Genomic DNA, 21952 nt, shown 5'->3' on the forward strand with positions numbered 1-21952 from the left:
ACCGTTGACAAGCTATTCACCTACGAAGAACTCTGCATGACGTTATACAGCCGGGCAAGGGACATCTCATGATCCAGTTCGACGCGGTCCACAAGCGCTTCCCCAACGGCACGACAGCAGTCCACGATCTCTCCCTGGAGATGCCGGAGGGCGGGGTGACCGTCCTGGTCGGCTCCTCCGGCTGCGGCAAGACCACCACCCTGCGGATGATCAACCGGATGGTCGACCCGACCTCCGGCACCATCAAGGTCGGCGGCAGGGACGTCCTCGAACAGGACGCGGCTGAGCTGCGCCGTTCCATCGGGTACGTCATCCAGCAGGCCGGGCTCTTCCCGCACCGCACGGTGCTCGACAACATCGCCACCGTCCCGCTGCTGCTCGGCTGGAACCGGAGGAAGGCCCGCGCCCGCGCCGCCGAACTGCTGGAGACCGTGGGCCTCGCCGCCGACTCCGGCAAGCGCTACCCGCACCAGCTCTCCGGCGGCCAGCAGCAGCGCGTCGGCGTGGCCCGCGCGCTCGCCGCCGACCCGCCGGTGCTGCTGATGGACGAGCCGTTCGGCGCGGTCGACCCGGTGGTCCGCGCCCAGCTCCAGGTCGAACTGCTCCGACTTCAGAAGGAGTTGAACAAGACGATCGTCTTCGTCACCCATGACATCGACGAGGCGGTCCGGCTCGGCGACCGTATCGCCGTCTTCCGCACCGGCGGCCATCTCGTCCAGTGCGCCCCGCCCGCCGAGCTGCTGGCCCGCCCGGCCGACGACTTCGTGGCCGACTTCCTGGGTGCCGAGCGCGGACTGAAACTGCTCTCGCTGAAGACCCTCGCGGGCCTCCCGCAGGGCCCGGCACCGGAGGGCGGCGACTGGACCCTCGTACGCGACGCGGCGAACAAGCCCCTGCACTGGGCTTCGAAGGACGCCGAACTCCCCGTACGGCCGCTGACGGACGACGACTCCCTGCTGGCGGCGCTGAACGAGTCGATCGCCTCGCCGACCGGGCTGATAGCCCGGGTCGACTCCCAGGGAGTCCTCACCGGCGTCTCGTCCCGCGACGACATCCACGCGCACGCCGGCCAGGCCCACACCGAGGCCCGGGTGGTGGCCGCATGACCATCGACTGGTCGTGGATAGGCGACCACACCGACGACCTCACCAGCCTCACGTTCTCCCATCTCCAGGCGGCGATGACCGCGGTCTTCCTCGGTCTGCTGATCTCGCTCCCGCTGGCGGTCGTCGCCCACCGGGTCCGCCCGCTGCGCGGCTTCCTGCTCGGCCTCTCCAACGTGCTCTTCACGATCCCGTCGATCGCGATCTTCGTCCTGCTGCTGCCCATCAGCGGTCTGACCCGCACCACCACGGTCATCGGCCTGACCGTCTACACGCTGGTCGTGCTGCTGCGGAACACGGTCGAGGGGCTGGACTCGGTCCCCGCGAAGACCAAGGAGGCGGCCAAGGCGATGGGCACCCGCCCGCTGCGCACCCTCCTCACGGTCGAGCTCCCGCTGGCCCTCCCCGTGATCATGGCGGGCGTCCGCATCGCCACCGTCATGTCCATCTCGCTGGTGAGTGTCGCCACCTACATCGGCGACGGCGGCCTCGGCCAGCTCTTCACCGACGGCTTCCAGCGCGACTTCCCGACCCCGGTGATCGTGGGCGTGGTGCTCACGATCCTGCTCGCGGTGGTCGCCGACGCCCTGCTGGTGGCCCTCCAGTACGTCCTCACCCCGTGGCGCAGGAGGCGAGCCTGAGATGTACGAGCTGTTCAAGAACCTCGGCACCTGGCTGACCAGTGGTTCCCAGTGGGCCGGCCCGGACGGCATCGGTCACCGGCTCGCCGAGCACCTCCAGTACTCGCTCCTCGCGACCCTGATCGCCGCCGCGATCGGCCTGCCCCTCGGTCTGCTGATCGGCCACACCGGCAAGGGCGCGTTCGTCGCCATCAACCTGGCGTCCTTCGGCCGCGCGCTGCCCACCGTCGGCCTGGTCGTCCTGGTCTTCCTGGCCGGCGGTCTGTCGATGCTGCCGGTCTACGTGGCGCTGGTCGCCCTCGCCGTGCCGGCGATCGTCACCAACACCTACGCCGGGATGACGGCCGTCGACCCGGACGTCCGCGACGCAGCCCGCGGCCAGGGCATGCGCGGCCACCAGGTGCTGTTCCAGGTCGAGTTGCCGCTCGCACTCCCCCTGATCATGACGGGCCTGCGGCTGGCGCTCATCCAGGTCGTGGCCACCGCGACCATCGCCGCATACGTCTCCTTCGGCGGCCTCGGCCGCTACGTCTTCGACGGACTCGCCCAGCGCGACCTCGTCCAGGTGCTCGGCGGCGCGGTGCTGGTCGCGGTCGTCGCCATCGTCCTGGACCTGCTGCTGAGCAGCCTCCAGCGCTTCCTCTTCCGCCACCGCACCGCTTAGGAACCTCGATGAACCGACGCACTCTCCTCGGCGGCCTCCTCGCGGCGGCCTCCGTGCCCGCCCTCTCCGCCTGCTCCGGCGGCATCACCTCGCTGAACGAGCAGAGCGGTTCGGCCGCCGGCGGCGGCTCCAGCAAGGGCGGGATCACCATCGGCACCGCCAACTTCACCGAGAACCAGGTGCTCGGCTACCTCTACGCGGCAGCCCTCAAGGCCGCCGGCGTGAAGGTGAAGGTACGCCCGAACCTCGGCACCCGGGAGATCGTGATCCCCGCGCTCAAGGCCGGCGACATCGACCTGCTGCCCGAGTACCAGGGCGCCCTGCTCAACTACCTGGCCCCGAAGGACACCTCGGCGGATCCGGGCACCATGCAGAACGCGCTCGCGATCGCCCTGCCCAGCGGCCTCCAGGTGCTGCCGTACGGACAGGCGGCCGACTCCGACTGCTTCGTCGTCACCCGGGCGACCGCCCAGAAGTACGGCCTGACCTCCCTGGCCGACCTGGCCAGGCAGAACGGCAGACTGGTCATCGGCGCCGCGCCCGAGGTGAAGAAGCGGCGGGTGGGCGCGGTCGGGCTGCAGGACGTCTACGGCGTCCAGTTCAAGGAGTTCAAGTCGCTGGACTCGGACGGGCCGCTGGTCAAGGGCGCGCTGAAGAAGGGCGATGTGGACGTGGCGAACCTCTTCACCACCGACACCGACATCGCGGCCAACGACTGGGTTGTGCTGACCGACCCGAAGAACCTGATCCCCAGCCAGCACATCGTCCCGCTGATCGCCGACCGCAAGGCCGACTCCACCGTCCGCAAGGCCCTCGCCCGGCTCGGCAACCTCCTCACCACCGAACAGCTCACCGAGCTCAACAGCCAGGTGGACAACGACAAGAAGGACCCGGAGGACGTGGCGGGCGCATACGCCAAGCAGCACGGGCTGACCTGATCACAAGGGCGTATCGCAAGATCGATGACCTGATGACGGAAGTACCAAATGTCCGCAAACAGGCACGAGGAGTGACCGGGCGCATGCATACGGTGATGGAGTGCCAACGGCACCACGACTGAACCGTGTGACCCCTGAGGAAGCGTCATGGCCTCGAACCGCAGGGCCTTTCTGACCGCCACCGCAACCGCCGCCACAGCCACCGCCGTCGGCGCGCCGGGCGTCGCCGCCACCCCGGCGACGGCCGACACCGGCCGACCCCTCTCCCCCGCACCCGCCACCGCCACCGCCGCGCTGGACGAACTCCTCGCCGGCAACCGGCGGTACGCGGCCGGCCGGCCGCGCCGCCCGCACGACATCGTCGGCCACCGCAGGCTGCTGGCCGGCGGACAGCACCCGTTCGCCGTCGTCCTCGGCTGTATCGACTCCCGGGTCGTCCCCGAGCTGGTCTTCGACCAGGGCCTCGGCGACCTGCTGTGCATAAGGACGGCCGGGCAGGTGCTGGACGAGGCCGTGCTCGGTTCGATCCAGTACGGCGTGGAGGAGCTGCGCGTCCCGCTGGTCGTGGTGCTCGGCCACGAGCGCTGCGGGGCCGTCGCCGCCACCCTCGGCCGGCTGCGCACCGGCGCACCCGTCCCCGGCCACCTGGAGCTCCTCGTCGAGGAGATCACCCCGGCCGCCCGCCGCACCAGGGCGCTGCCCGGAGACTGGGCCGAGCACACCATGCGGGCGCACACGGCATGGGTACGGGACGCGATCCGGGCGGACCCCGCGTTCGCGCGGGCGTCGGTGGTCGCGGCGCGGTTCGACCTGGACAGCGGGCTGGTGGCGCTGCTGCCCTGAGGGCGGGCCCCCGGAGAATTGCGGGGGCTTACCCCAGTGCGGCGGGCGCCCCGGCTCCCTACCGTGGGCTCCATGACGGACGCGCATGACACCGACCTGAAGAAGGAACTCGACGCCACCCTGCACGCCCGCAGGGACCTGGGGCCCGAGTACGAGTCGGAGCTGGCCGACTCCTTCCTGGAGAAGATCGACCAGCGTATCGACGGCGCGGTGGAGCGCCGGCTGCGCAGGACGCTGGCCGAGCAGCAGATGCAGATGGCCCGGGGTGCGCGCGGCGCCAAGGGCAGCGACTCCTGGGGCGAGCGCTTCGGCTTCGGGATCGTGTCGCTGGTGCTGGCGATCCCGCTGTCGGCGATCGGCGGCTCGCTCGGCGGCATGACGGGCCTGATCGCCACCTGGATCGGCATCGTCGGCGTCAACGTGGCCCAGGCCGTCCGCCTCAACCCCGGCCTGTTCGGTCGGCGCGACCGGGGCGAGGACTGACCGGCCCGGTCCCACCCGGCACACCGGCCGCACCGCTCGGAGGTCAGCAGACCGACCGCGCCCGCCGAGCCGGGAAGGAGCACCGGAGACCGGCGGACGCGCCGGGAAGAGTAATGCGCGGGGACCGCCGCACCCCCGTTACCGGGGGGCGGGACGACGGCGGTCCCCGCGAGGGACGCGAGCCGGGTCAGGGCCGGGCTTGCGCGTCCGGGCGTCCATGGAGGTCCGGGAGCCGCTCCGGAGGTCCTTGGACGTTCGGTGCCGGCCGAGGCGGGGAGCCGCTCCCGCCCTGCCGACACCCACCAATGTGCCGGACCCGTGTTAAGTGTGTGCTGCGTGGACGTGACACGCTCGTACCACTTCCGCGAAGTCCGTCGCATGGACGGGAAACAGTAAGTTCCCCGAGGTCACGGGCAGTTCACCGGACGTTCGCTAGTGCTTGCCGCCCTTGGCGAGAAAGGCCAGCAGGTCCTGCCGGCTGACGACGCCCTTCGGCTTGCCCTCGACGAGGACGATCGCCGCGTCCGCCGCGCCCAGCACCTTCATCAGGTCGCCGACCGGCTCGCCGGAGCCGACCTGCGGCAGCGGCGCGCACATGTGCTTCTCCAGCGGGTCCTCCAGGGAGGCCCGCTTGCTGAACAGCGCGTCGAGCAGCTCCCGCTCGACGACCGAGCCGACGACCTCGGCGGCCATCACGTCCGGGTGCCCGGCGCCCGGCTTGACGACGGGCATCTGCGAGACGCCGTACTCGCGCAGCACCTCGATGGCCTGCCCGACGGTTTCCTCCGGGTGCATATGGACGAGGGAGGGGATGGAGCCGCCGGCCTTGTCGCTGAGCACGTCGGCGACGCGGGCGCTGGTGCCCTCGTCCTCCAGGAAGCCGTAGTCGGCCATCCACTCGTCGTTGAAGATCTTGCTGAGGTAGCCACGGCCGCTGTCCGGCAGCAGTACGACGACGACGTCGTCCGGGCCGAGCCGCTCGGCCACCCGCAGCGCGGCCACGACCGCCATCCCGCAGGAGCCGCCGACGAGGAGGCCCTCCTCCTTGGCCAGCCGCCGGGTCATCTGGAAGGAGTCCTTGTCGGACACGGCGACGATCTCGTCGGCGACCGTCCGGTCGTAGGCGGTCGGCCAGAAGTCCTCACCGACGCCCTCGACCAGGTACGGCCGCCCGGAACCGCCGGAGTACACGGAGCCCTCGGGGTCGGCGCCGATCACCTGGAGGCGGCCGTCGCTGACGTCCTTCAGATAGCGGCCGGTACCGGAGATGGTGCCGCCGGTCCCCACGCCCGCCACGAAATGGGTGATCTTCCCTTCCGTCTGCTCCCACAGCTCGGGGCCGGTCGAGTGATAGTGCGAAAGGGGGTTGTTCGGGTTGGAGTACTGGTCCGGCTTCCAGGCGCCGGGGGTCTCCCGGACGAGCCGGTCGGAGACGTTGTAGTACGAGTCCGGGTGCTCGGGATCGACGGCGGTGGGGCAGACGACCACCTCGGCCCCGTACGCCCGCAGCACGTTGATCTTGTCCGTGCTGACCTTGTCGGGGCACACGAAAATGCACTTGTACCCCTTCTGCTGGGCCACGATCGCCAGCCCCACCCCGGTGTTTCCGCTGGTCGGCTCCACGATGGTGCCACCCGGCCGGAGCTCCCCGCTCTTCTCCGCGGCCTCGATCATCCGCAGCGCGATGCGGTCCTTCACGGAGCCGCCCGGGTTGAAGTACTCGACCTTGGCGAGCACGGTGGCCTGAATGCCCTGGGTGACGCTGTTGAGCCTCAGCAGCGGGGTGTTGCCGACGAGGCTGATCATCGAGTCGTGGAATCGCACCGTTGTCTCCGGTTGCTTTCAAAAGAAGTGGTTCTAGTGGTGCGGCCAGCCTAAGGCCCGCTCCGGAGGTTCACTCCCCGTTGAGATTGACGGACGGGCTGTACCGGGCAAGGAGTGGATGTACGGCAACGAGGAGGTGGCGGCGACGTATGACGAGCATGTCGAGGGCGCGCGTGGCCCGGCGTATCGCGGCCGGGGCAGCGTACGGCGGCGGCGGGATCGGGCTGGTCGGTGCGGCCGCGGTCGGCCTGGTGCTGGCCGAGGTGCGGATGGCCAGGATCCGGGTGGGCAACGGCAACAGCGGCGGCCGGGTGCCGACGGCGGACGGTCGCTACGGCGACGCGTACGACACCGGTGAGCCCCCGCTGCGCCTGACCATGCTCGGCGACTCCACGGCGGCGGGGCAGGGCGTGCACCGGGCCGCGCAGACCCCGGGCGCGCTGCTGGCGTCGGGCCTCGCGGCGGTGGCCGAACGCCCGGTCGAGCTCAGGAACGTGGCTCTGCCCGGCGCCCAGTCCGACGACCTGGACCGCCAGGTCGCCCTGGTCCTGGGCTCGGCCTCGCCCGTCCCCGACGTCTGCGTGATCATGATCGGCGCGAACGACGTCACGCGCCGCATGCCGCCGACGCGCTCGGTGCGCCACCTCTCGGCAGCGGTACGGCGGCTCCGCACGGCCGGTGCGGAGGTGGTCGTCGGCACCTGTCCCGACCTGGGCACGATCGAGCCGGTACGACAGCCGTTGCGCTGGCTGGCCCGGCGCGCGTCCCGCCAGCTGGCGGCCGCCCAGACGATCGGCACGGTCGAGCAGGGCGGCCGCACGGTGTCGCTGGGCGACCTGCTGGGCCCCGAGTTCGCCGCGAACCCCCGCGAGCTGTTCGGCCCCGACAGCTACCACCCCTCCGCCGAGGGCTACGCCACCGCGGCGATGGCGATACTCCCCACGGTCTGCGCGGCCCTCGGCCTGTGGCCGGCGGAGGAGGAGCGCCCCGACGTCACCCGTCGCGAGGGCTTCCTCCCGGTCGCCCGCGCGGCAGCGGAGGCGGCGGCCGAGGCCGGCACGGAGGTCACGGCGGCGATGCCGACCGGCCCGCGCGGACCATGGGCCCTGCTGAAACGCCGGCGGCGCCATCCCGTCGACGAGCCCACCGCCCCGTCCGACGCGGTCTCCGACGAGGCGAGGTCGAGGGCGGCGACAAGCGACTGAAAGGACGAGGCCGAACACGCCCGGGCGCCCGTGAGCTGTCCGGTGCGGCGGGTCGTGGCCGAGCACGCACGGCACGCGAAGCGCCCCGAAAGGGGCGCGGGGAACTGCGCGACCTGCCACGACGCGCCCGCGGTGGATTCACGACACTCCGCGCCCGAGAGGATCAATGCCCCTCCCGTCGGACCCCGCTCCGCCGCGGGCGGGGGCATGAGAAAGCAAGCGCTTAGAAAGTGCGGTCAGTGTCACACTCCGGCACCGGTGACCGATGACATACGTACGGGTAACTTCCCAAGCACCCCTGCCAACCCCCGCATGCCACTGGAGCCGTGAGATGCCCGAAGCCGTCATCGTCTCGACCGCCCGTTCCCCGATCGGCCGTGCCGTCAAGGGCTCCCTGAAGGACCTGCGCCCCGACGACCTCACCGCGACGATCATCCAGGCCGCCCTCGCCAAGGTCCCCGAGCTGGACCCCAAGGACATCGACGACCTGATGCTCGGCTGCGGCCTCCCCGGCGGCGAGCAGGGTTACAACCTCGGCCGGATCGTCGCCGTACAGATGGGCATGGACCACCTCCCCGGCTGCACGATCACCCGTTACTGTTCCTCGTCCCTCCAGACCAGCCGCATGGCGCTGCACGCCATCAAGGCCGGCGAGGGCGACGTGTTCATCTCGGCCGGTGTCGAGATGGTCTCCCGGTTCGCCAAGGGCAGCTCGGACGGTCTCCCGGACACCACGAACCCGGTCTTCGCCGAGGCCCAGGCCCGTACCGCCGCCACCGCCGTGTCCACCGGCTCCACCTGGCACGACCCGCGCGAGGACGGCCTGGTCCCCGACCCGTACATCGCGATGGGCCAGACCGCCGAGAACCTGGCCCGCTGGAAGGGCGTCACCCGCCAGGAGATGGACGAGTTCGGCGTCCGCTCCCAGAACCTCGCCGAGGAAGCCATCAAGAACGGCTTCTGGGAGCGCGAGATCACCCCGGTGACCCTCCCCGACGGCACGGTCGTCAGCAAGGACGACGGCCCTCGCGCCGGCGTCACCCTGGAGGGCGTGGCGGGCCTGAAGCCGGTCTTCCGCCCCGACGGCCTGGTCACGGCCGGCAACTGCTGCCCGCTGAACGACGGCGCGGCGGCCGTGGTCATCATGTCCGACACCAAGGCCCGCGAGCTGGGCCTCACCCCGCTCGCCCGGATCGTGTCGACCGGTGTCACCGGCCTCTCCCCGGAGATCATGGGCCTCGGCCCGGTGGAGGCCTCGCAGCAGGCCCTGCGCCGCGCGGGTCTGACCATCGACGACATCGACCTGGTCGAGATCAACGAGGCGTTCGCCGCCCAGGTGATCCCCTCCTACCGCGACCTGAACATCCCGCTGGAGAAGCTGAACGTGAACGGCGGCGCCATCGCCGTCGGCCACCCCTTCGGCATGACCGGCGCCCGCATCACCGGCACGCTGATCAACTCCCTCCAGTTCCACGACAAGCAGTTCGGTCTGGAGACGATGTGCGTCGGCGGCGGCCAGGGCATGGCGATGGTCATCGAGCGCCTGAGCTGAGCCACCGCACCACCCTGGCCCAATCCCTGAGTGACCGTCACGGGACGCACCGTGACGCCACGGCCCGGTGTTCGAGAAAACTCCGAACACCGGGCCGATTTGTGATCCAATCTCCCCCAGGATGTGACCTATCTCCCTCCGAGGGGATATCGCCGCAGGTCAGCGCGGACGTCCAGCTAAACCCAAGGGCCAAGGTCCTGCCCGTTTCGTGACGTTACGCACTGACAGGTTGATAGTCCACCCTTCAAGCTGATGTAGGAAGTCGGGGGTCGACTTTGAACCGGGAGTACGTCAGTGAGCGCCATGCCGATCGCCTTGCTGCTCACCACGGCCGCCACGGGCGCCGTGGGCGTCGCTGTCCTGCGCACCGTACTGAAGCTGCGCCGTCAGGTCGCCGAGCTGCACACCCAGCTTGCCGAGAACCAGGCCGCCGCGATGCGCGCGCTGCTGCCGGCCGCCCGCAGCCATGCGGACGCCGAGCAGATACGGTCCGCCGTGGCCGAGGCGCTGGCCGAGGAGCGGGAGCGGGAGCTGGCCGAGGCGCGGGCCTTCTGGGCCGCGCAGGAGGCGCGTGACGCCTCCGACACGCCTTCGCTGCTGGGCCTGGCGGACGGTGAGCCGTTCCTGCCCCGGCACAGCGACTTCGTGGGCCTGGAGCCGGTCGCCGAGCCGGCGACGGACGCCGACGACTTCGCCGGGGGCGCCTCCACCGAGTCGCCGGAGCTGGCCGCGGCCCGCCGTCGCCACCCGTCCCACCCGGACTTCGTCCCGGTGCAGTCGCCGATGGTGAACGACCATGAGCGCACGGTCGCGACGCTGGAGCAGCTGGCCGAGTCCCAGGTCGAACTCTCCGACGTGCGCCCCGGTCCGCTGGGCACGCTGGACGTCTATGTCTTCGCCGACGGCACGACGCTGTGCATGACGCCGGGGCACCGGGAGACGGCGGAACGGCTGGCCGCCGCCCTGAGCGCCGGCGAGACGCCGTATCTGCTGGGCGGGTCGGGGATCTCGGGCGCGTACACGCTGACGTTCGCGTGCGGGGAAGAGAACGTGTACATCCTGGCGGACCGGGTCATAGCGTCTCTTTGACAGGTGCTTCGTCGGGTACGTGGTGGTTGTCGCGCCCACGCGGCGGAGCCGCAAGTTGATACAGCCCCGCGCCCCTGGAGGGGCGCCTGCTGCGGCGCCCCTTCTTTTCAGGGGCGCGGGGAACTGCGCGAACGGCCACGACGGCGCCGCCCCGCCGACGTTCCTCAAACCCCCGCCCTCTTCTGCGCCTCCTCCACCAGCCGCACCGCATCCCCCACCTCGGCGTCGCTCTCCAGCACCACCGCCAAGTCGTTGCCGGCCACGGTGATCTGGTCGGCCACCGCGAACATCCCCGCGTCCGGCATCTCACGGGCCGCACCGCCCGGCTCCTCAACAGCTTGCGCCCAGTTGGCCAACTGCCTGGCCAGCGCCAGCGCCTCCGCGGCCGCCCCCCTCTGCAACCGACTCTGCGGCGCCGCCCTCAACTTGTCGGCGAAGTGCTCCACGGCACGGATAAGAGGCGTCGTATCAACCACGCCGTGAGCGTAACGCCTGACGTGGGCTGTCCTGTCCCGACTGTTGCCAACACGCCAACACTCAGGCACGGTGACGTGAAGGACCGGCTACAACCCCCTTTGCGCACCGGAGGCGCCGATGTCCCAAGTCTTCTCCGAGGAGACCCATCGCAACATGCTCGCCCGAATCCCCCACTGCACCGGTCGTGAAGTGTCCGACTGGCTGCGTACCGTCGCCGAAGGGCCGGCCCTCTTCCGTTTCGAGGAGAAGGTCAGCTGGCTCCGCCACGAACACAACCTCGCTTACGGCCACGCGAAGGCGTTGATCCACGAGTACGACCTGAGGAGGGCCGCGCGCAAACTTCTCTAGGCGCGCACAGACGGCGAAGGGCCCCGGGGGGTGCCCCGGGGCCCTTCTCTCAGCTCACTTGCGGTACCTAGTCGTTACTGCTGAAGATCGCCACCAGGCGCAGCATCTCGACGTAGATCCACACCAGCGTCAGGGTGAGGCCGAACGCGGCCAGCCAGGCCTCGTTCTTCGGCGCGCCGTACGCGATGCCGTCCTCGATCTGCTTGAAGTCGAGGGTCAGGAAGAACGCGCCGAGCAGGATCGCGATGATGCCGACGATCGCACCGAGCGGACCGAAGCTGCGCAGCCCGCCGTCGCCGGCGACGCCGAGCGCGACCAGCAGCAGGTTGACCGCCATCACCAGCACGAAGGCGATGGCGATGGCCATGCCGACGCGGGCGTAGCGGGCGGTGACGCGGATCCAGCCGGCCTTGTAGACCAGCAGGGTCGCGGCCGTGACCGCCAAGGTGCCGAGCACCGCCTGGAACGGGGCGCCGCTCCACTGGCTGTTGTACATCTCGCTGATCACGCCGAGGAAGACGCCCTCGAAGGCGGCGTATCCCAGGATCAGCGCGGGCACCGGGGTGCGCTTGAAGCTCTGGATCAGCGCCAGGACCATCGCCACGATCGCGGAGCCGAAGGCCAGGCCGTAGCTGGTCGCGGAGATGGGCAGCAGGGCCCAGGCGAGGGCCGCGCCGACCGCGACCGTGCCCAGCGTCATCGCCGAGCGCAGGACCACGTCGTCCATGGTCATCCGGCCGGTGGTGGCCGGGGCCTGCGGCGGGGCGCCCTGCTGGACGTCCTGCTGGGCGTAGGGGTTGTTCGCGTAGGGGTTCTGCGCGTACGGGTTGCCCTGTGCGTACCCGGCCTGCGGCGCGGTGTTGAAGCCCGCGTAGCCGTTGTCGCGGCTGAACCCCCGTCGCGAGAAGACCGGGTTACTGCTCCTCATTTCACTCCTCCATGGCCACCTTGCGTGGGCCTTGGCGTCAAGAGTAATGGATTGGCAAAGGGCTGACCCTAGTACCTGGGAAGGATCTTTCCCTCGCCGTGCTGGCCAACACGCTACGCGGACCCCTGATTCCCGGCCATGGAGGGCTTCATTCCATGACCAAGCCGCTACACGACCGGAACCGGCCAGAGATCCCTCAGGCGTCCAGGGGGAAGCCCGTGTACGCCTCCGCCAGGTCGGTCTCGGCCGCCCGGCAGGAGGCGATCCGGCCGAGCCGGGCCAGCTGGAGCCGGGCGTCGAAGGGGGTGTCCTCGGGGCCGCGGTGGAGCAGGGTCGTCATGTCGTACGAGAACCGCTCGGCCTGCCAGACGCGGCGCAGGCAGGTCGCCGAGTAGGTCTCCAGAAGCTCGGGCGAGCCGGTCTCCTTCTCGTGGGCGAGGGCGCGGGCGAGGGTGACGACGTCGCCGACGGCGAGATTCAGCCCCTTGGCGCCGGTCGGCGGCACGATGTGGGCGGCGTCCCCGGCGAGGAAGACCCGGCCGTGCCGCATGGGCTCGTGGACGTACGACCGCATGGGCGTGACCGACTTCTGGGTGATCGGCCCGCGCTCCAGGCGCCAGTCGTCGCCGGTCTCCAAGCGCCGCTCCAGCTCGTCCCAGATCGCCTCGTCGCTCCACTCCCCGGCGTCGGTGCCGGCCGGCACCTGGAGGTAGAGGCGGGAGACGGACAGGGAGCGCATCGACAGGAGGGCGAAGCCGCGGTCGTGGCGGGCGTAGACCAGTTCGTCGTGGGAGGGGGCGACATCGGCGAGGATGCCCAGCCAGGCGTAGGGGTACGTACGCTCGAAGACCCGGGAGAGGGACTCGGGGAACGCGGTGCGGGCCACCCCCCAGAAGCCGTCGCAGCCGACGACGTACGCGCACTCCAGCACGTCCTCCCGCCCCTCGTGCCGGAACCGCACCCGCGGCCGCTCGCTCTCGGCGCCCTCCACCGCCAGCGCCTCCGCCTCGAAGAGCAGCGGGCCGCCCTCCTTGAGCTGGAGGGCGATGAGGTCCTTGCAGACCTCGGTCTGGGCGTAGACCGTCACGGACCGCCCGCCGGTGAGGCCGGGGAAGTCGACGCGGTGGCGCTGTTTGGCGAACCGCAGCTCGATGCCGTCGTGGCGCAGGCCCTCGCGGTCCATGCGCTCCCCGGCGCCGGCCGCGCGCAGCACGTCCACCGTGCCCTGCTCCAGGATCCCGGCGCGCTGGCGGTGTTCGACGTAGGAGCGGTCGCGGCTCTCCAGGACGACCGAGTCGATGCCGGCGTTGTGCAGCAGCCGGGCGAGGAGGAGCCCGGCGGGTCCGGCTCCGATGATGCCGACGGTGGTACGCATCGGTCGTTCCTTCCGTGGACGGGGCGTCGTTGCCCGGTTCGGAGACTATGTTGTTCGTGTAGTGAAATTTCCTTCACTTATTTCTCCCGAGTTTCCGTCCGGGCGTACTTCATGTCAATGGACGCGCCCGAGGTCCGCCGGCGCGCACGGGCCGGCCGCCCGGCCCGCGGAGGCGGTTGTGGGCCGGGCGGCCGGTGTGCGGAGCGGCGGGGCGGGGGTCAGCGGCCCGGCCAGCCGTCCAGGTGGCGGTGCAGGGTGACGTCGGTCCGCGGGTCGCCCTTCGGGGCGTTCGCGACCGCGTCGTGCAGGACGGTGGTGACCTCGGCGGCGAGCCCGTCGGCCTGGGTGCGCAGGTCGGCGGCGGGCAGCGTGGAGCGGGTCAGCTCGTCGAGCCGGTGGTGGATGTCGGCGAGCCTGCCCCGCGCGGTGGCGTCGAGGAGCAGCGGGTTCGGCGTGGAGACCACGAACTGGTAGGCGCCGGCCAGGGTCTGGCAGCCCGTGCACTCCTTGTTGGCGGCGTCGCTGAGGTTCACGGCGTTCAGCCGCGTGTGCTCCCCGGCGACCGTGACGATCTGGAAGGACAGCGCGACCGACCGGCAGTGGTCGTCCGCCGAGCAGCCGGCCGAGACGGCGTTGGCCTGGTTGCGTACGGCGGCGGCGTTCACCATGCCGAACTGGCGGACCGTGAACGAGTCCCTGGCCTGGGTGTGGTGCCCGCGGTCGGCGTGGCTGAAGACATGGTCGGAGGCGACCGCGGCGTGCGGCGCGGCGGTGGCCGCCTGTGCGGGCACCGCGGTGGCCGCGCCGGCGACCCCGGCGGCGAACAGGCCGATCCGGACGGCCCGCCGGGTGAGCGGACCTGAGGTGGCGCGTGGTTTTCGGTGACTGCTCATGGATGCTCCAGTGCTCCTGTGCTTCTGCGGTAGGTGTTCAGGTGGCCGTGCGGCGCACGGCGTGCGCGGTGGTGCCAGTGCGGCATACGGCGTACTGCCGCACGGTGCCGCGCGTCAGGACGTGGTGCCCGCCTCGTCAGGACGTGGCCGGGGCCGGGCTGGGCGAGTCGCTCACCGGCGGCGGGGGCGGGCTGGGCGCCGGGGACGCCGGGACGCTCTCCGACGGCGAGGGCGACGGCTCGGGCTCCGTCGTGCCGGTCCCACCCGAGGGCGAGGGCACCGGATCGGCGACCGTTCCCCCGCTGGACGGCACCGGCGACCTGGTGGCACCGTCGCCGGGACCGCCGGGCACCGAGGCGGACGGCGAAGCCGAGGCCGACTCCCGGTGCGAGGGCGCCGTCGGCGAGGGCCCGGCGCTCGCCCCGGCCGAGGCGGCGGGCACGCCGGCCGCCGGGTCCGACGGGCTGCCGGAACCCGTCGGACGGTCCGGGGTCGTGGCCTGCCGTGCCGGCGGTTCCTCGGTCGGCACCCCCGGCTGGAGGATCGGCGCGATCGGCGGCTGCTTGGGCAGCGGCTTCGGGGTCACCCCGGAGACCCAGGCGTAACTGAGACCGGTGAGCCCGGCGAGGGCGAGGGCGCAGACCGCGAGCCTCAGCCCCGGCCGGCCCGCGGTGGTGCGTTTCGCGGCCCGGAAGATCCGGCCGCCGATCTTCACGGACAGATAGACGACACCGGCCATCGGGCACAGCAGCATCACACAGCCGATGGTCCCGACCAGCCCCTCGACGATCTTCCCGTCCACGAACGCCGAGCCGGTGCCCAGGAGTTGCCCGGTCAGGGAGCGGGTCATGGTGGTGAGGATCCGCGGCAGGTTCCACAGCGCGTACCCGAGTTCGCCGATGATCAGCGGGACCATCGTCAGCACCCAGGTGGCGACGATGGCATGCGCCGACTTCTTCAGCCCGGCGACCTCCTCGCGGGCCTTGTCCCCCTTCGGTCCCGGTACCAGGGCCAGCAGGATCGGCCTGATCTTGCCGTACAGGTCCGGGACCCCGGCCAGGTCGCCGAGGATGTAGTAGCCGTCCAGCCGTACGGCCGGCATGAGCTGTTCCAGGATCTCGAAGTGCCCGAGGTAGACCGTGGCCAGGAAGAACTGCGCCCCGGTGGCGAAGTAGGCGCCGGCCATGGCCAGCATGAAGACGACGTTGAAGTAGACGCCGCCCAGGTCGGTGCGGAGCCGGCCGGCCCGTCCGATCCGGTAGACGTCGGTGACGTCGGTGTACATCGAGGGCCAGATGAGGAAGAGCCCGCACCCGATACAGCCGGGGCGGGCTCCGCCGTATCTGCACGCGGAGGCGTGGCCGAACTCGTGGAAGACGAGGGAGGCCACGGTGAGCACGAAGACGACGAGGATCAGGACCGGCTGGTCGAGCACCTCCAGGACGGGTTCTATCGCCCCGAAGAACCCGAACAGCCAGACGTCCATGCCGACGGCCGAGGCCAGCACCAGTGCCACCACCACCGGTCGGTGCAGCCAGGCCAGCGAACGGGCGATCCGCGCCGTACGCCGCTCGTCGAAGATCACCCGATGGCCCTTGAGGGCGAGCAGCAGGTCGGAGCGCGGGGCGTCGACCTCGTCGTCCTCCTGACCCTCCGGGACCGTCACTCCCAGCGGTTCGAGCTTCTTCTCGACGAGGTAGCGGATGTTCTCCCCGCTGACCTCGCGGCCGAAGCGGGCGCTGACCCGGTGGGCGATGGCCTCGGCATCGCGGACGCCGTCGACCGACGACGCCACCAGGTACAGCAGCCTGGACAGCTGCACGACCTGCCCGTCCCCCCGACGGGCGATGTACTTGGGCTCGGTGAATCCCGATCCCTGGTACTCGCCGTGCAGCCGCAGTCCCGCGCTCGGCCTCGGGACCGGCGACGGCGGGTCGACCACCGGCAGGTTGCCCGTCGCGACCTGCTCGTAGGTGACCGGCCAGCCGCCGGGTCCGGGCACCGGGCCCGTGTCGTACAGTGCGGCGGTCCCGTCTCCGAGCACCGTCATATGTGGTCTACCCCCGGATCCCGCATGCAGTTCCCCCCGATCGCCAAGAGCGCCACCGCCGGGGCGACGGCGGTGGCGCTCCCGGGGACTACTGGGTGACGCTGATCGTCTGCGCGGCCTGCGAGGTGGCGGACGACCACGCCGAGTGGTCGTTCAGGGCGGCGGACTGGTTGGACGCGTCGATGTTGGCGATGTGCTTGGTGACGTTGACGGTCTTGCCGAAGCTGAACTTCAGCCGGCCCAGGGCCTCACGGCCCGGCAGCAGCTCGGCGGACTCGTTCTCCAGCTCGTTCATGTCCATGCTCATGACGGATGTCCTTTCGTTTCGTGTGCGGTGAGGTCGAGGTCGGCACCGACGCCGTGCGCCGGGGCGGTGTTACTGGGTGACGCTGATGGTCTGGGCGGCGCCGGAGTCGGCCACCGACCACGAGGAGTGGTCGTTCAGCGCGGCGGACTCGTTGTGGGCGGAGATGTTCGCGACGTGCTTGGTGACGTTGACCGTCTTGCCGAAGCCGAACTTCAGCCGGCCCAGGGCCTCACGGCCCGGCAGCAGCTCCGCGGACTCGGCCTCGAGCTCATGGGCGTCCATCATGATCTTTTCCCCCTCAGGGATAGACATTTCCGATCGGACCGAGTCAGGTTCCCCCCGGACTCTGTCCAATCTGGTCGGACGAGCTGTCCAACGAGATTGGACACTAGGGCCTGGGGGACCCCCTGCGCAACCCGTTCGGGAAATCACCCTCTCGGCCGATCGCGGTGGCGACCGTAGAATCGGCGCGACATGGCGGACTCCGCAGGCGGCGAGCAGGAAGTGACGGTCAGTGGCCAACGCACTGCAGCAGTTGATCCGTGAGCACCTCGACCGCAAGGGCTGGTCCTACGGTGACGTGGCGCGGCGCGGCGGTATCCCCCGCTCCACCGTCCACCACCTGGCCACCACCGAGCGGGTGGTCCGCATGCCCCAGTCGACCACCCTGGAGGGCCTGGCCAAGGGGCTGGAGCTCCCGCTGGAGCGGGTGCGCAGGGCCGCCGCCGAGGCGTGTGGGATCCATGTGTACGACACCTCGCCGGACGCGGACGCCGGTGCGAACGGCGGCGCCGCCGACCCGGAGGTCGCGCTGCTCATCGCGAGTGTCCAGAAGCTGTCGGCGGACGACCGCCGCCATGTCACCGCCCTGGTCGAGTCCCTGCTGGACCGTTCCTCCAGACCCGCCAAGGAGTGACGACCGCCTCCTGGCCACCTCCGGTCCGTCGGCGGACCGCTCCTCGAACGTTCCGGGACGGTCTTCCGCCAAGTCGGAAAAAGAATCCAACTCCGCCCGAAAGCACCAAGATCCAGGGCTAGTCTCTCGTCCTGCCCGGGACGCGAGAGCCGCACGACCACGGGCTCTCAGGGGGAAATGTGTTGTTCGTGCACGGCGGACCGGCGACGGCCGTGGTCCGGGGACCCGACGGCGAGTCCGTCGTCCTGCTGTCCGGGGAACTGCCCGAGGTCCTCACCGACGCCTCGGTCACCGAACTCCTGGACCTGGCCGCCGCCATCCTGGCCGCCGGCGAACTCACCCTCTTCGAGGAGTGCCTGCACGCGCTGCGCCGCAACGGCATGCGCGCGGGCCGCCGCATCGAGGTCGACGGCGCGGTCCTGACCGTCTACGAGGGATGAGCCGACACTCCGGGGGACGAGCCGCCGCCCCCGAGAGAGCGCGGAAGTGCCCGGAACCGGACTTGAACCGGTACGCCCGCGAGGGGCAGCGAGGTTTAAGCTCGCCGTGTCTGCATTCCACCATCCGGGCAGGCCATGGGCTCCGCTACGAGATTCCGAGCCTATCGGGAGGCGTCCCCCGAACAGCGGACGGCCGACCCGATGTTGTCTTATTTTATTGACGTCTGAGGGTGCATCAGCCTCCGGAACGGCCCATCCGCACTTGCCAATAGCGTTACGCGCGGTGGGTGCACGCGTACGCGGAATGACGGAATTTCACCGTCCGAACAAGGGGGCTCCACCTGTTCTCGACGAGTGGGAACGACCGGTTCCGGGTCACCGGACCGGACCGGGCCCAAGGGTCCGCCGTCATCCCCAGGTATGACACGGCGCGCTCCCGGTCCCCCCTTGGTCGCCCCCGGAACCGGAACTGCGGCTGACTACACGGGCCCGTACGGCCGAGACGATGGTGAGGTCCCCATGAAAGCCGTCGTCCCGACAGGAGCGCCCTTCCGTGTCCACCACACCCATCGCCGACCGGCGGACCACCTCCGTGGCCGCTCGCGCCACGGAGCTCTCCAAGATCTATGGCCAGGGCGAGACCCAGGTGGTCGCCCTGGACCGCGTCACCGTCGAGTTCCGGCAGGCCGAGTTCACCGCGATCATGGGGCCGTCCGGCTCCGGCAAGTCCACGCTGATGCACTGCGTGGCCGGCCTCGACACCTTCTCCTCCGGTTCCGTGCGGATCGGCGACACCGAACTGGGCTCCCTGAAGGACAAGCAGCTCACCAAGTTGCGCCGGGACAAGATCGGGTTCATCTTCCAGGCGTTCAACCTGCTGCCGACGCTGACCGCCCTGGAGAACATCACCCTCCCGATGGACATCGCGGGGCGGAAACCGGACAAGCAGTGGCTCGACAGCGTCATCCAGATGGTGGGTCTGAAGGACCGGCTGAGCCACCGGCCCTCGCAGCTCTCCGGCGGCCAGCAGCAGCGCGTCGCCGTCGCCCGCGCGCTCGCCTCCAGGCCGGACATCATCTTCGGTGACGAGCCGACCGGAAACCTGGACTCCCGCTCCGGCGCCGAGGTGCTGGGCTTCCTGCGCAACTCGGTGCGCGAACTGGGCCAGACGGTGGTCATGGTGACCCACGACCCGGTCGCCGCGGCGTACGCCGACCGGGTGGTGTTCCTCGCCGACGGCCGGATCGTCGACGAGATGTACCGGCCGACGGCCGAGACGGTCCTGGACTTCATGAAGCAGTTCGACGCGAAGGGCCGTACCAGCTGATGTTCCGCACCGCCCTGCGCAACGTCCTCGCGCACAAGGCCCGGCTGCTGATGACCGTGCTCGCCGTGATGCTCGGCGTGGCCTTCGTCTCCGGCACCCTGGTCTTCACCAACACCATCTCGGACGCCTACCAGAACAGCTCCGCCAAGGGCTTCAAGGGCGTCGACGTCGCCGTCACCGCCGAGTACCAGGACTCCAAGGGCGACCAGGTCGGCAGGACGCCCGACCTCACCCAGGCCATGCTCGGCAAGGCCGCGAAGGTCCCCGGGGCGGCCTCCGCCACCGGGGTCGTCTCCGGCTTCACCGCGATCGCGGACAAGCACGGCAAGCTGATCGGCGTCGGCTGGCAGTCCGAGGGCGGCAACTACTGGGGCACCAAGGACGCCCGCTACCCGCTGGTCAGCGGGCACGCGCCGAGCGGCGCGAACGAGGTGCTGATCGACTCGAAGACCGCGGAGCGGGCCAGCTACCAGGTCGGCGACACCGTGCGCGTCTCGGTGAACGGCCCGGTCCTCACACCCACCGTCGCCGGCATCTTCACCACCGACGACGGCAATGTCGCGGCCGGTGGCAGCCTCGCCCTGTTCGACACGGCGACCGCGCAGCAGCTGTTCGGCAAGAAGGGCGCGTACGACGAGATCGACGTGACCGCGAAGTCCGGCACCGGCCAGGCCACCCTCAAGTCCCAGCTGGACCGGGCGCTGCCGAAGAAGCTCGTGAAGACCACGACCGGCCAGAAGCTCGCCGACGACCAGGCGAAGTCCATCGCCGACGGCATGAGCGGCCTGCGCCAGGGCCTGCTGGTCTTCGCCGGTATCGCCCTGTTCGTCGGCACGTTCATCATCGCCAACACCTTCACCATGCTGGTCGCCCAGCGCACCAAGGAGCTGGCACTGCTGCGGGCGGTGGGCGCCTCCCGCCGCCAGGTCACCCGCTCGGTGCTGATCGAGGCGTTCGTGGTCGGCGCGGTGGCCGGGGTGGCCGGTCTGGTCGCCGGTATCGGCATCGGCGCCGGACTGCGCGCGCTGCTGGGCTCGTTCGGCGCGACCGTCCCGGACGGCCCGCTGGTCGTCAGCCCCGGCACGGTGGCCGCCGCCCTCGCCGTCGGCGTCGTCATCACCATGCTGGCCGCCTGGCTGCCCGGCCGCCGGGCCGCGAAGATCCCGCCCGTCGCCGCGATGAGCGCGCTCCACTCGGCCCCGACCACCAAGTCGCTGGTGCTGCGCAACACGATCGGCGCCCTGTTCTCCGCGGCGGGCGTCGCGGTGATCCTGGCGGCGACGACGATGGAGGGCTCCGACGGCCAGGCGCCGATGGGCCTGGGCGCCGTACTCCTCATCATCGGCGTGTTCGTCCTGACCCCGCTGCTGTCCCGTCCGCTGATCGCGGCCGCCGCCCCGCTGCTGCGCGGGTTCGGTGTCGCCGGGAAGCTCGCCCGGCAGAACTCGGTGCGCAACCCGCGCCGTACCGCCGCGACCGCCTCGGCGCTGATGATCGGCCTGACCCTGATCACGGGTATGACGGTGATGGCGGGCAGTCTGCAGAAGTCGATCGACAAGATGGCGAGCTCGGCGATCCGCGCGGACTACGTCGTCTCGATGGCCAACGGCAACGCGCTCTCCCCCGACGTGGCGAAGAAGCTCGCGACCGCCGACGGGGTGAGCGCCAGCAGCCCGCTGCGCAACGCGGCCTCCCGGATCGACGGCGACACCGAGTCGCTCACCGGCGTCAACGGCTCGGCGATCGGCAAGCTGACCGACCTCACGGTCGACAGCGGCTCCTTCAGGGTCGGCGGCTCGGACGTGGTCGTGGACGACGACACGGCCAAGTCACACGGCTGGAAGGCGGGTTCCGGCTTCACCGTCCACTACGAGGACGGCAAGGCGCAGAAGCTGACGGTCGCCGGGGTCTACGAGGGCAACGAGATGATCCGCGGGATCATGGTCGACAACGCCACCCTCACCCCGCACGAGACCGACCCCGCCGACATGCAGGTCATGGTCAAGACGGCGGACGGCGCGTCGGGCGCGGCCAAGGACAAGCTGGAGAAGGTCCTCGGCTCCAACCCGGCGATCAAGGTCCAGGACAAGCAGGACCTGTCCGACTCCATCGCACAGGCGTTCACGCTGATCCTGAACATGGTCTACGGCCTGCTCGCGATGGCGGTGATCGTCGCGGTCCTCGGTGTCATCAACACCCTGGCCATGTCGGTCTTCGAACGCCAGCAGGAGATCGGCATGCTCCGCGCGATCGGCCTGGACCGCAAGGCGGTCAAGCGGATGGTCCGTCTGGAGTCACTGGTCATCTCACTCTTCGGCGGGGTGCTCGGCCTCGGCCTGGGCGTGTTCTTCGGCTGGGCGGCCGGGCAGCTGGTCGGCGCGAAGATGCCGACCTACGAACTGGTCCTGCCCTGGTCCAGGATGGCGCTCTTCCTGCTGCTGGCCGGCGTGGTCGGCGTCCTGGCGGCCCTGTGGCCGGCCCGGCGCGCGGCGAGGCTGAACATGCTGGCGGCGATCAAGTCCGAGTAGCCGTACACACGGCGAAGGGGC

At 70.6% G+C, this 21952-nt stretch carries 22 protein-coding genes and 1 tRNA gene; 14 read left to right on the plus strand and 9 right to left on the minus strand.

The features are described 5' to 3' along the window. The first annotated feature begins 68 nt into the window (after positions 1-68). The 6 genes from ABTY98_RS09155 (at position 69) to ABTY98_RS09180 (ending at position 4672) form a co-directional block, all read left to right on the plus strand. On the plus strand, positions 69-1106 hold the full coding sequence (locus ABTY98_RS09155; protein ID WP_352220240.1) for an ABC transporter ATP-binding protein: 1038 nt from the start codon (positions 69-71) through the stop codon (positions 1104-1106). Continuing rightward, positions 1103-1744 (plus strand): ABC transporter permease, encoded by a 642-nt coding sequence (locus tag ABTY98_RS09160; protein ID WP_352220241.1) that lies wholly within the window; start codon positions 1103-1105, stop codon positions 1742-1744. The genes ABTY98_RS09155 and ABTY98_RS09160 overlap by 4 nt, the downstream gene beginning before the upstream one ends. A 1-nt stretch (position 1745) precedes the next feature. After that, a complete protein-coding gene (locus tag ABTY98_RS09165) occupies positions 1746-2408 on the plus strand; it encodes an ABC transporter permease (RefSeq protein ID WP_352220242.1) in 663 nt (220 codons plus the stop codon). Between the two features lie 8 nt (positions 2409-2416). After that, entirely contained in the window at positions 2417-3346 is a 930-nt protein-coding gene (locus ABTY98_RS09170) for an ABC transporter substrate-binding protein (protein ID WP_352220243.1), read from the plus strand. Positions 3347-3493: 147 nt separating this feature from the next. Next, positions 3494-4189, plus strand: coding sequence for a carbonic anhydrase (locus ABTY98_RS09175; RefSeq protein ID WP_352220244.1), 696 nt, complete (start codon positions 3494-3496; stop codon positions 4187-4189). Positions 4190-4261: 72 nt separating this feature from the next. Then, the gene (locus ABTY98_RS09180; RefSeq protein ID WP_352220245.1) at positions 4262-4672 is read left to right on the plus strand and encodes a hypothetical protein; all 411 of its coding nucleotides are present in this window, start codon (positions 4262-4264) and stop codon (positions 4670-4672) included. 432 nt (positions 4673-5104) lie between these two features. On the opposite strand, the gene ABTY98_RS09185 is transcribed toward ABTY98_RS09180, so the two are convergent. Then, positions 5105-6496 (minus strand): cystathionine beta-synthase, encoded by a 1392-nt coding sequence (locus tag ABTY98_RS09185; protein WP_352220246.1) that lies wholly within the window; start codon positions 6494-6496, stop codon positions 5105-5107. 149 nt (positions 6497-6645) lie between these two features. Here ABTY98_RS09185 and ABTY98_RS09190 point away from each other — a divergent pair, with 149 nt between their 5' ends. The 3 genes from ABTY98_RS09190 (at position 6646) to ABTY98_RS09200 (ending at position 10342) form a co-directional block, all read left to right on the plus strand. After that, positions 6646-7701, plus strand: coding sequence for an SGNH/GDSL hydrolase family protein (locus ABTY98_RS09190; RefSeq protein WP_352220247.1), 1056 nt, complete (start codon positions 6646-6648; stop codon positions 7699-7701). Positions 7702-8032: 331 nt separating this feature from the next. Beyond that, complete coding sequence (locus ABTY98_RS09195) at positions 8033-9253, plus strand: acetyl-CoA C-acetyltransferase (RefSeq protein WP_352220248.1); 1221 nt, start codon at positions 8033-8035, stop codon at positions 9251-9253. Between the two features lie 294 nt (positions 9254-9547). After that, positions 9548-10342, plus strand: coding sequence for a hypothetical protein (locus ABTY98_RS09200; RefSeq protein WP_352220249.1), 795 nt, complete (start codon positions 9548-9550; stop codon positions 10340-10342). Between the two features lie 164 nt (positions 10343-10506). Here ABTY98_RS09200 and ABTY98_RS09205 read toward each other — a convergent pair whose 3' ends face one another. Then, positions 10507-10818, minus strand: coding sequence for a hypothetical protein (locus ABTY98_RS09205; RefSeq protein WP_352220250.1), 312 nt, complete (start codon positions 10816-10818; stop codon positions 10507-10509). A 118-nt stretch (positions 10819-10936) separates the two neighbouring features. Between ABTY98_RS09205 and ABTY98_RS09210 the strand changes: the two genes are divergently transcribed. Further along, a complete protein-coding gene (locus ABTY98_RS09210; RefSeq protein WP_352220251.1) occupies positions 10937-11167 on the plus strand; it encodes a DUF4287 domain-containing protein in 231 nt (76 codons plus the stop codon). A 67-nt stretch (positions 11168-11234) separates the two neighbouring features. Here the strand turns inward: ABTY98_RS09210 and ABTY98_RS09215 are convergent, their stop codons facing one another. The 6 genes from ABTY98_RS09215 to ABTY98_RS09240 all read right to left on the minus strand — a co-directional run bounded on the left by ABTY98_RS09215 (position 11235) and on the right by ABTY98_RS09240 (position 17005). Then, entirely contained in the window at positions 11235-12095 is an 861-nt protein-coding gene (locus tag ABTY98_RS09215) for a Bax inhibitor-1/YccA family protein (protein WP_352220252.1), read from the minus strand. A gap of 196 nt (positions 12096-12291) precedes the next feature. Further along, entirely contained in the window at positions 12292-13470 is a 1179-nt protein-coding gene (locus ABTY98_RS09220; protein WP_352220253.1) for a 4-hydroxybenzoate 3-monooxygenase, read from the minus strand. Positions 13471-13688: 218 nt separating this feature from the next. Then, a complete protein-coding gene (locus ABTY98_RS09225; RefSeq protein WP_352220254.1) occupies positions 13689-14363 on the minus strand; it encodes a hypothetical protein in 675 nt (224 codons plus the stop codon). Positions 14364-14499: 136 nt separating this feature from the next. Beyond that, positions 14500-16413, minus strand: coding sequence for a zinc metalloprotease (locus tag ABTY98_RS09230; RefSeq protein WP_352220255.1), 1914 nt, complete (start codon positions 16411-16413; stop codon positions 14500-14502). 88 nt (positions 16414-16501) lie between these two features. Continuing rightward, a complete protein-coding gene (locus ABTY98_RS09235) occupies positions 16502-16720 on the minus strand; it encodes a hypothetical protein (protein ID WP_351706552.1) in 219 nt (72 codons plus the stop codon). A 69-nt stretch (positions 16721-16789) separates the two neighbouring features. After that, the gene (locus tag ABTY98_RS09240; RefSeq protein WP_207921928.1) at positions 16790-17005 is read right to left on the minus strand and encodes a hypothetical protein; all 216 of its coding nucleotides are present in this window, start codon (positions 17003-17005) and stop codon (positions 16790-16792) included. A 229-nt stretch (positions 17006-17234) separates the two neighbouring features. Here ABTY98_RS09240 and ABTY98_RS09245 point away from each other — a divergent pair, with 229 nt between their 5' ends. Together ABTY98_RS09245 and ABTY98_RS09250 are read left to right on the plus strand one after the other, a co-directional pair. After that, on the plus strand, positions 17235-17636 hold the full coding sequence (locus ABTY98_RS09245; RefSeq protein ID WP_352220256.1) for a helix-turn-helix transcriptional regulator: 402 nt from the start codon (positions 17235-17237) through the stop codon (positions 17634-17636). Positions 17637-17824: 188 nt separating this feature from the next. Then, positions 17825-18076, plus strand: a complete 252-nt coding sequence (locus tag ABTY98_RS09250; RefSeq protein ID WP_352220257.1) for a hypothetical protein — start codon at positions 17825-17827, stop codon at positions 18074-18076. Positions 18077-18123: 47 nt separating this feature from the next. On the opposite strand, the gene ABTY98_RS09255 is transcribed toward ABTY98_RS09250, so the two are convergent. Beyond that, positions 18124-18206, minus strand: a tRNA-Leu gene (locus tag ABTY98_RS09255). Positions 18207-18629: 423 nt separating this feature from the next. On the opposite strand from ABTY98_RS09255, the gene ABTY98_RS09260 reads away from it, so the two are divergent. Both ABTY98_RS09260 and ABTY98_RS09265 read left to right on the plus strand, forming a co-directional pair. Then, positions 18630-19403 (plus strand): ABC transporter ATP-binding protein, encoded by a 774-nt coding sequence (locus ABTY98_RS09260; protein WP_352220258.1) that lies wholly within the window; start codon positions 18630-18632, stop codon positions 19401-19403. Continuing rightward, the gene (locus ABTY98_RS09265) at positions 19403-21931 is read left to right on the plus strand and encodes an ABC transporter permease (protein ID WP_352220259.1); all 2529 of its coding nucleotides are present in this window, start codon (positions 19403-19405) and stop codon (positions 21929-21931) included. The genes ABTY98_RS09260 and ABTY98_RS09265 overlap by 1 nt, the downstream gene beginning before the upstream one ends. Positions 21932-21952: the final 21 nt, after the last annotated feature.

It is taken from the genome of Streptomyces sp. NPDC096040, from assembly GCF_040303265.1.
Classification (GTDB): Bacteria; Actinomycetota; Actinomycetes; order Streptomycetales; family Streptomycetaceae; genus Streptomyces.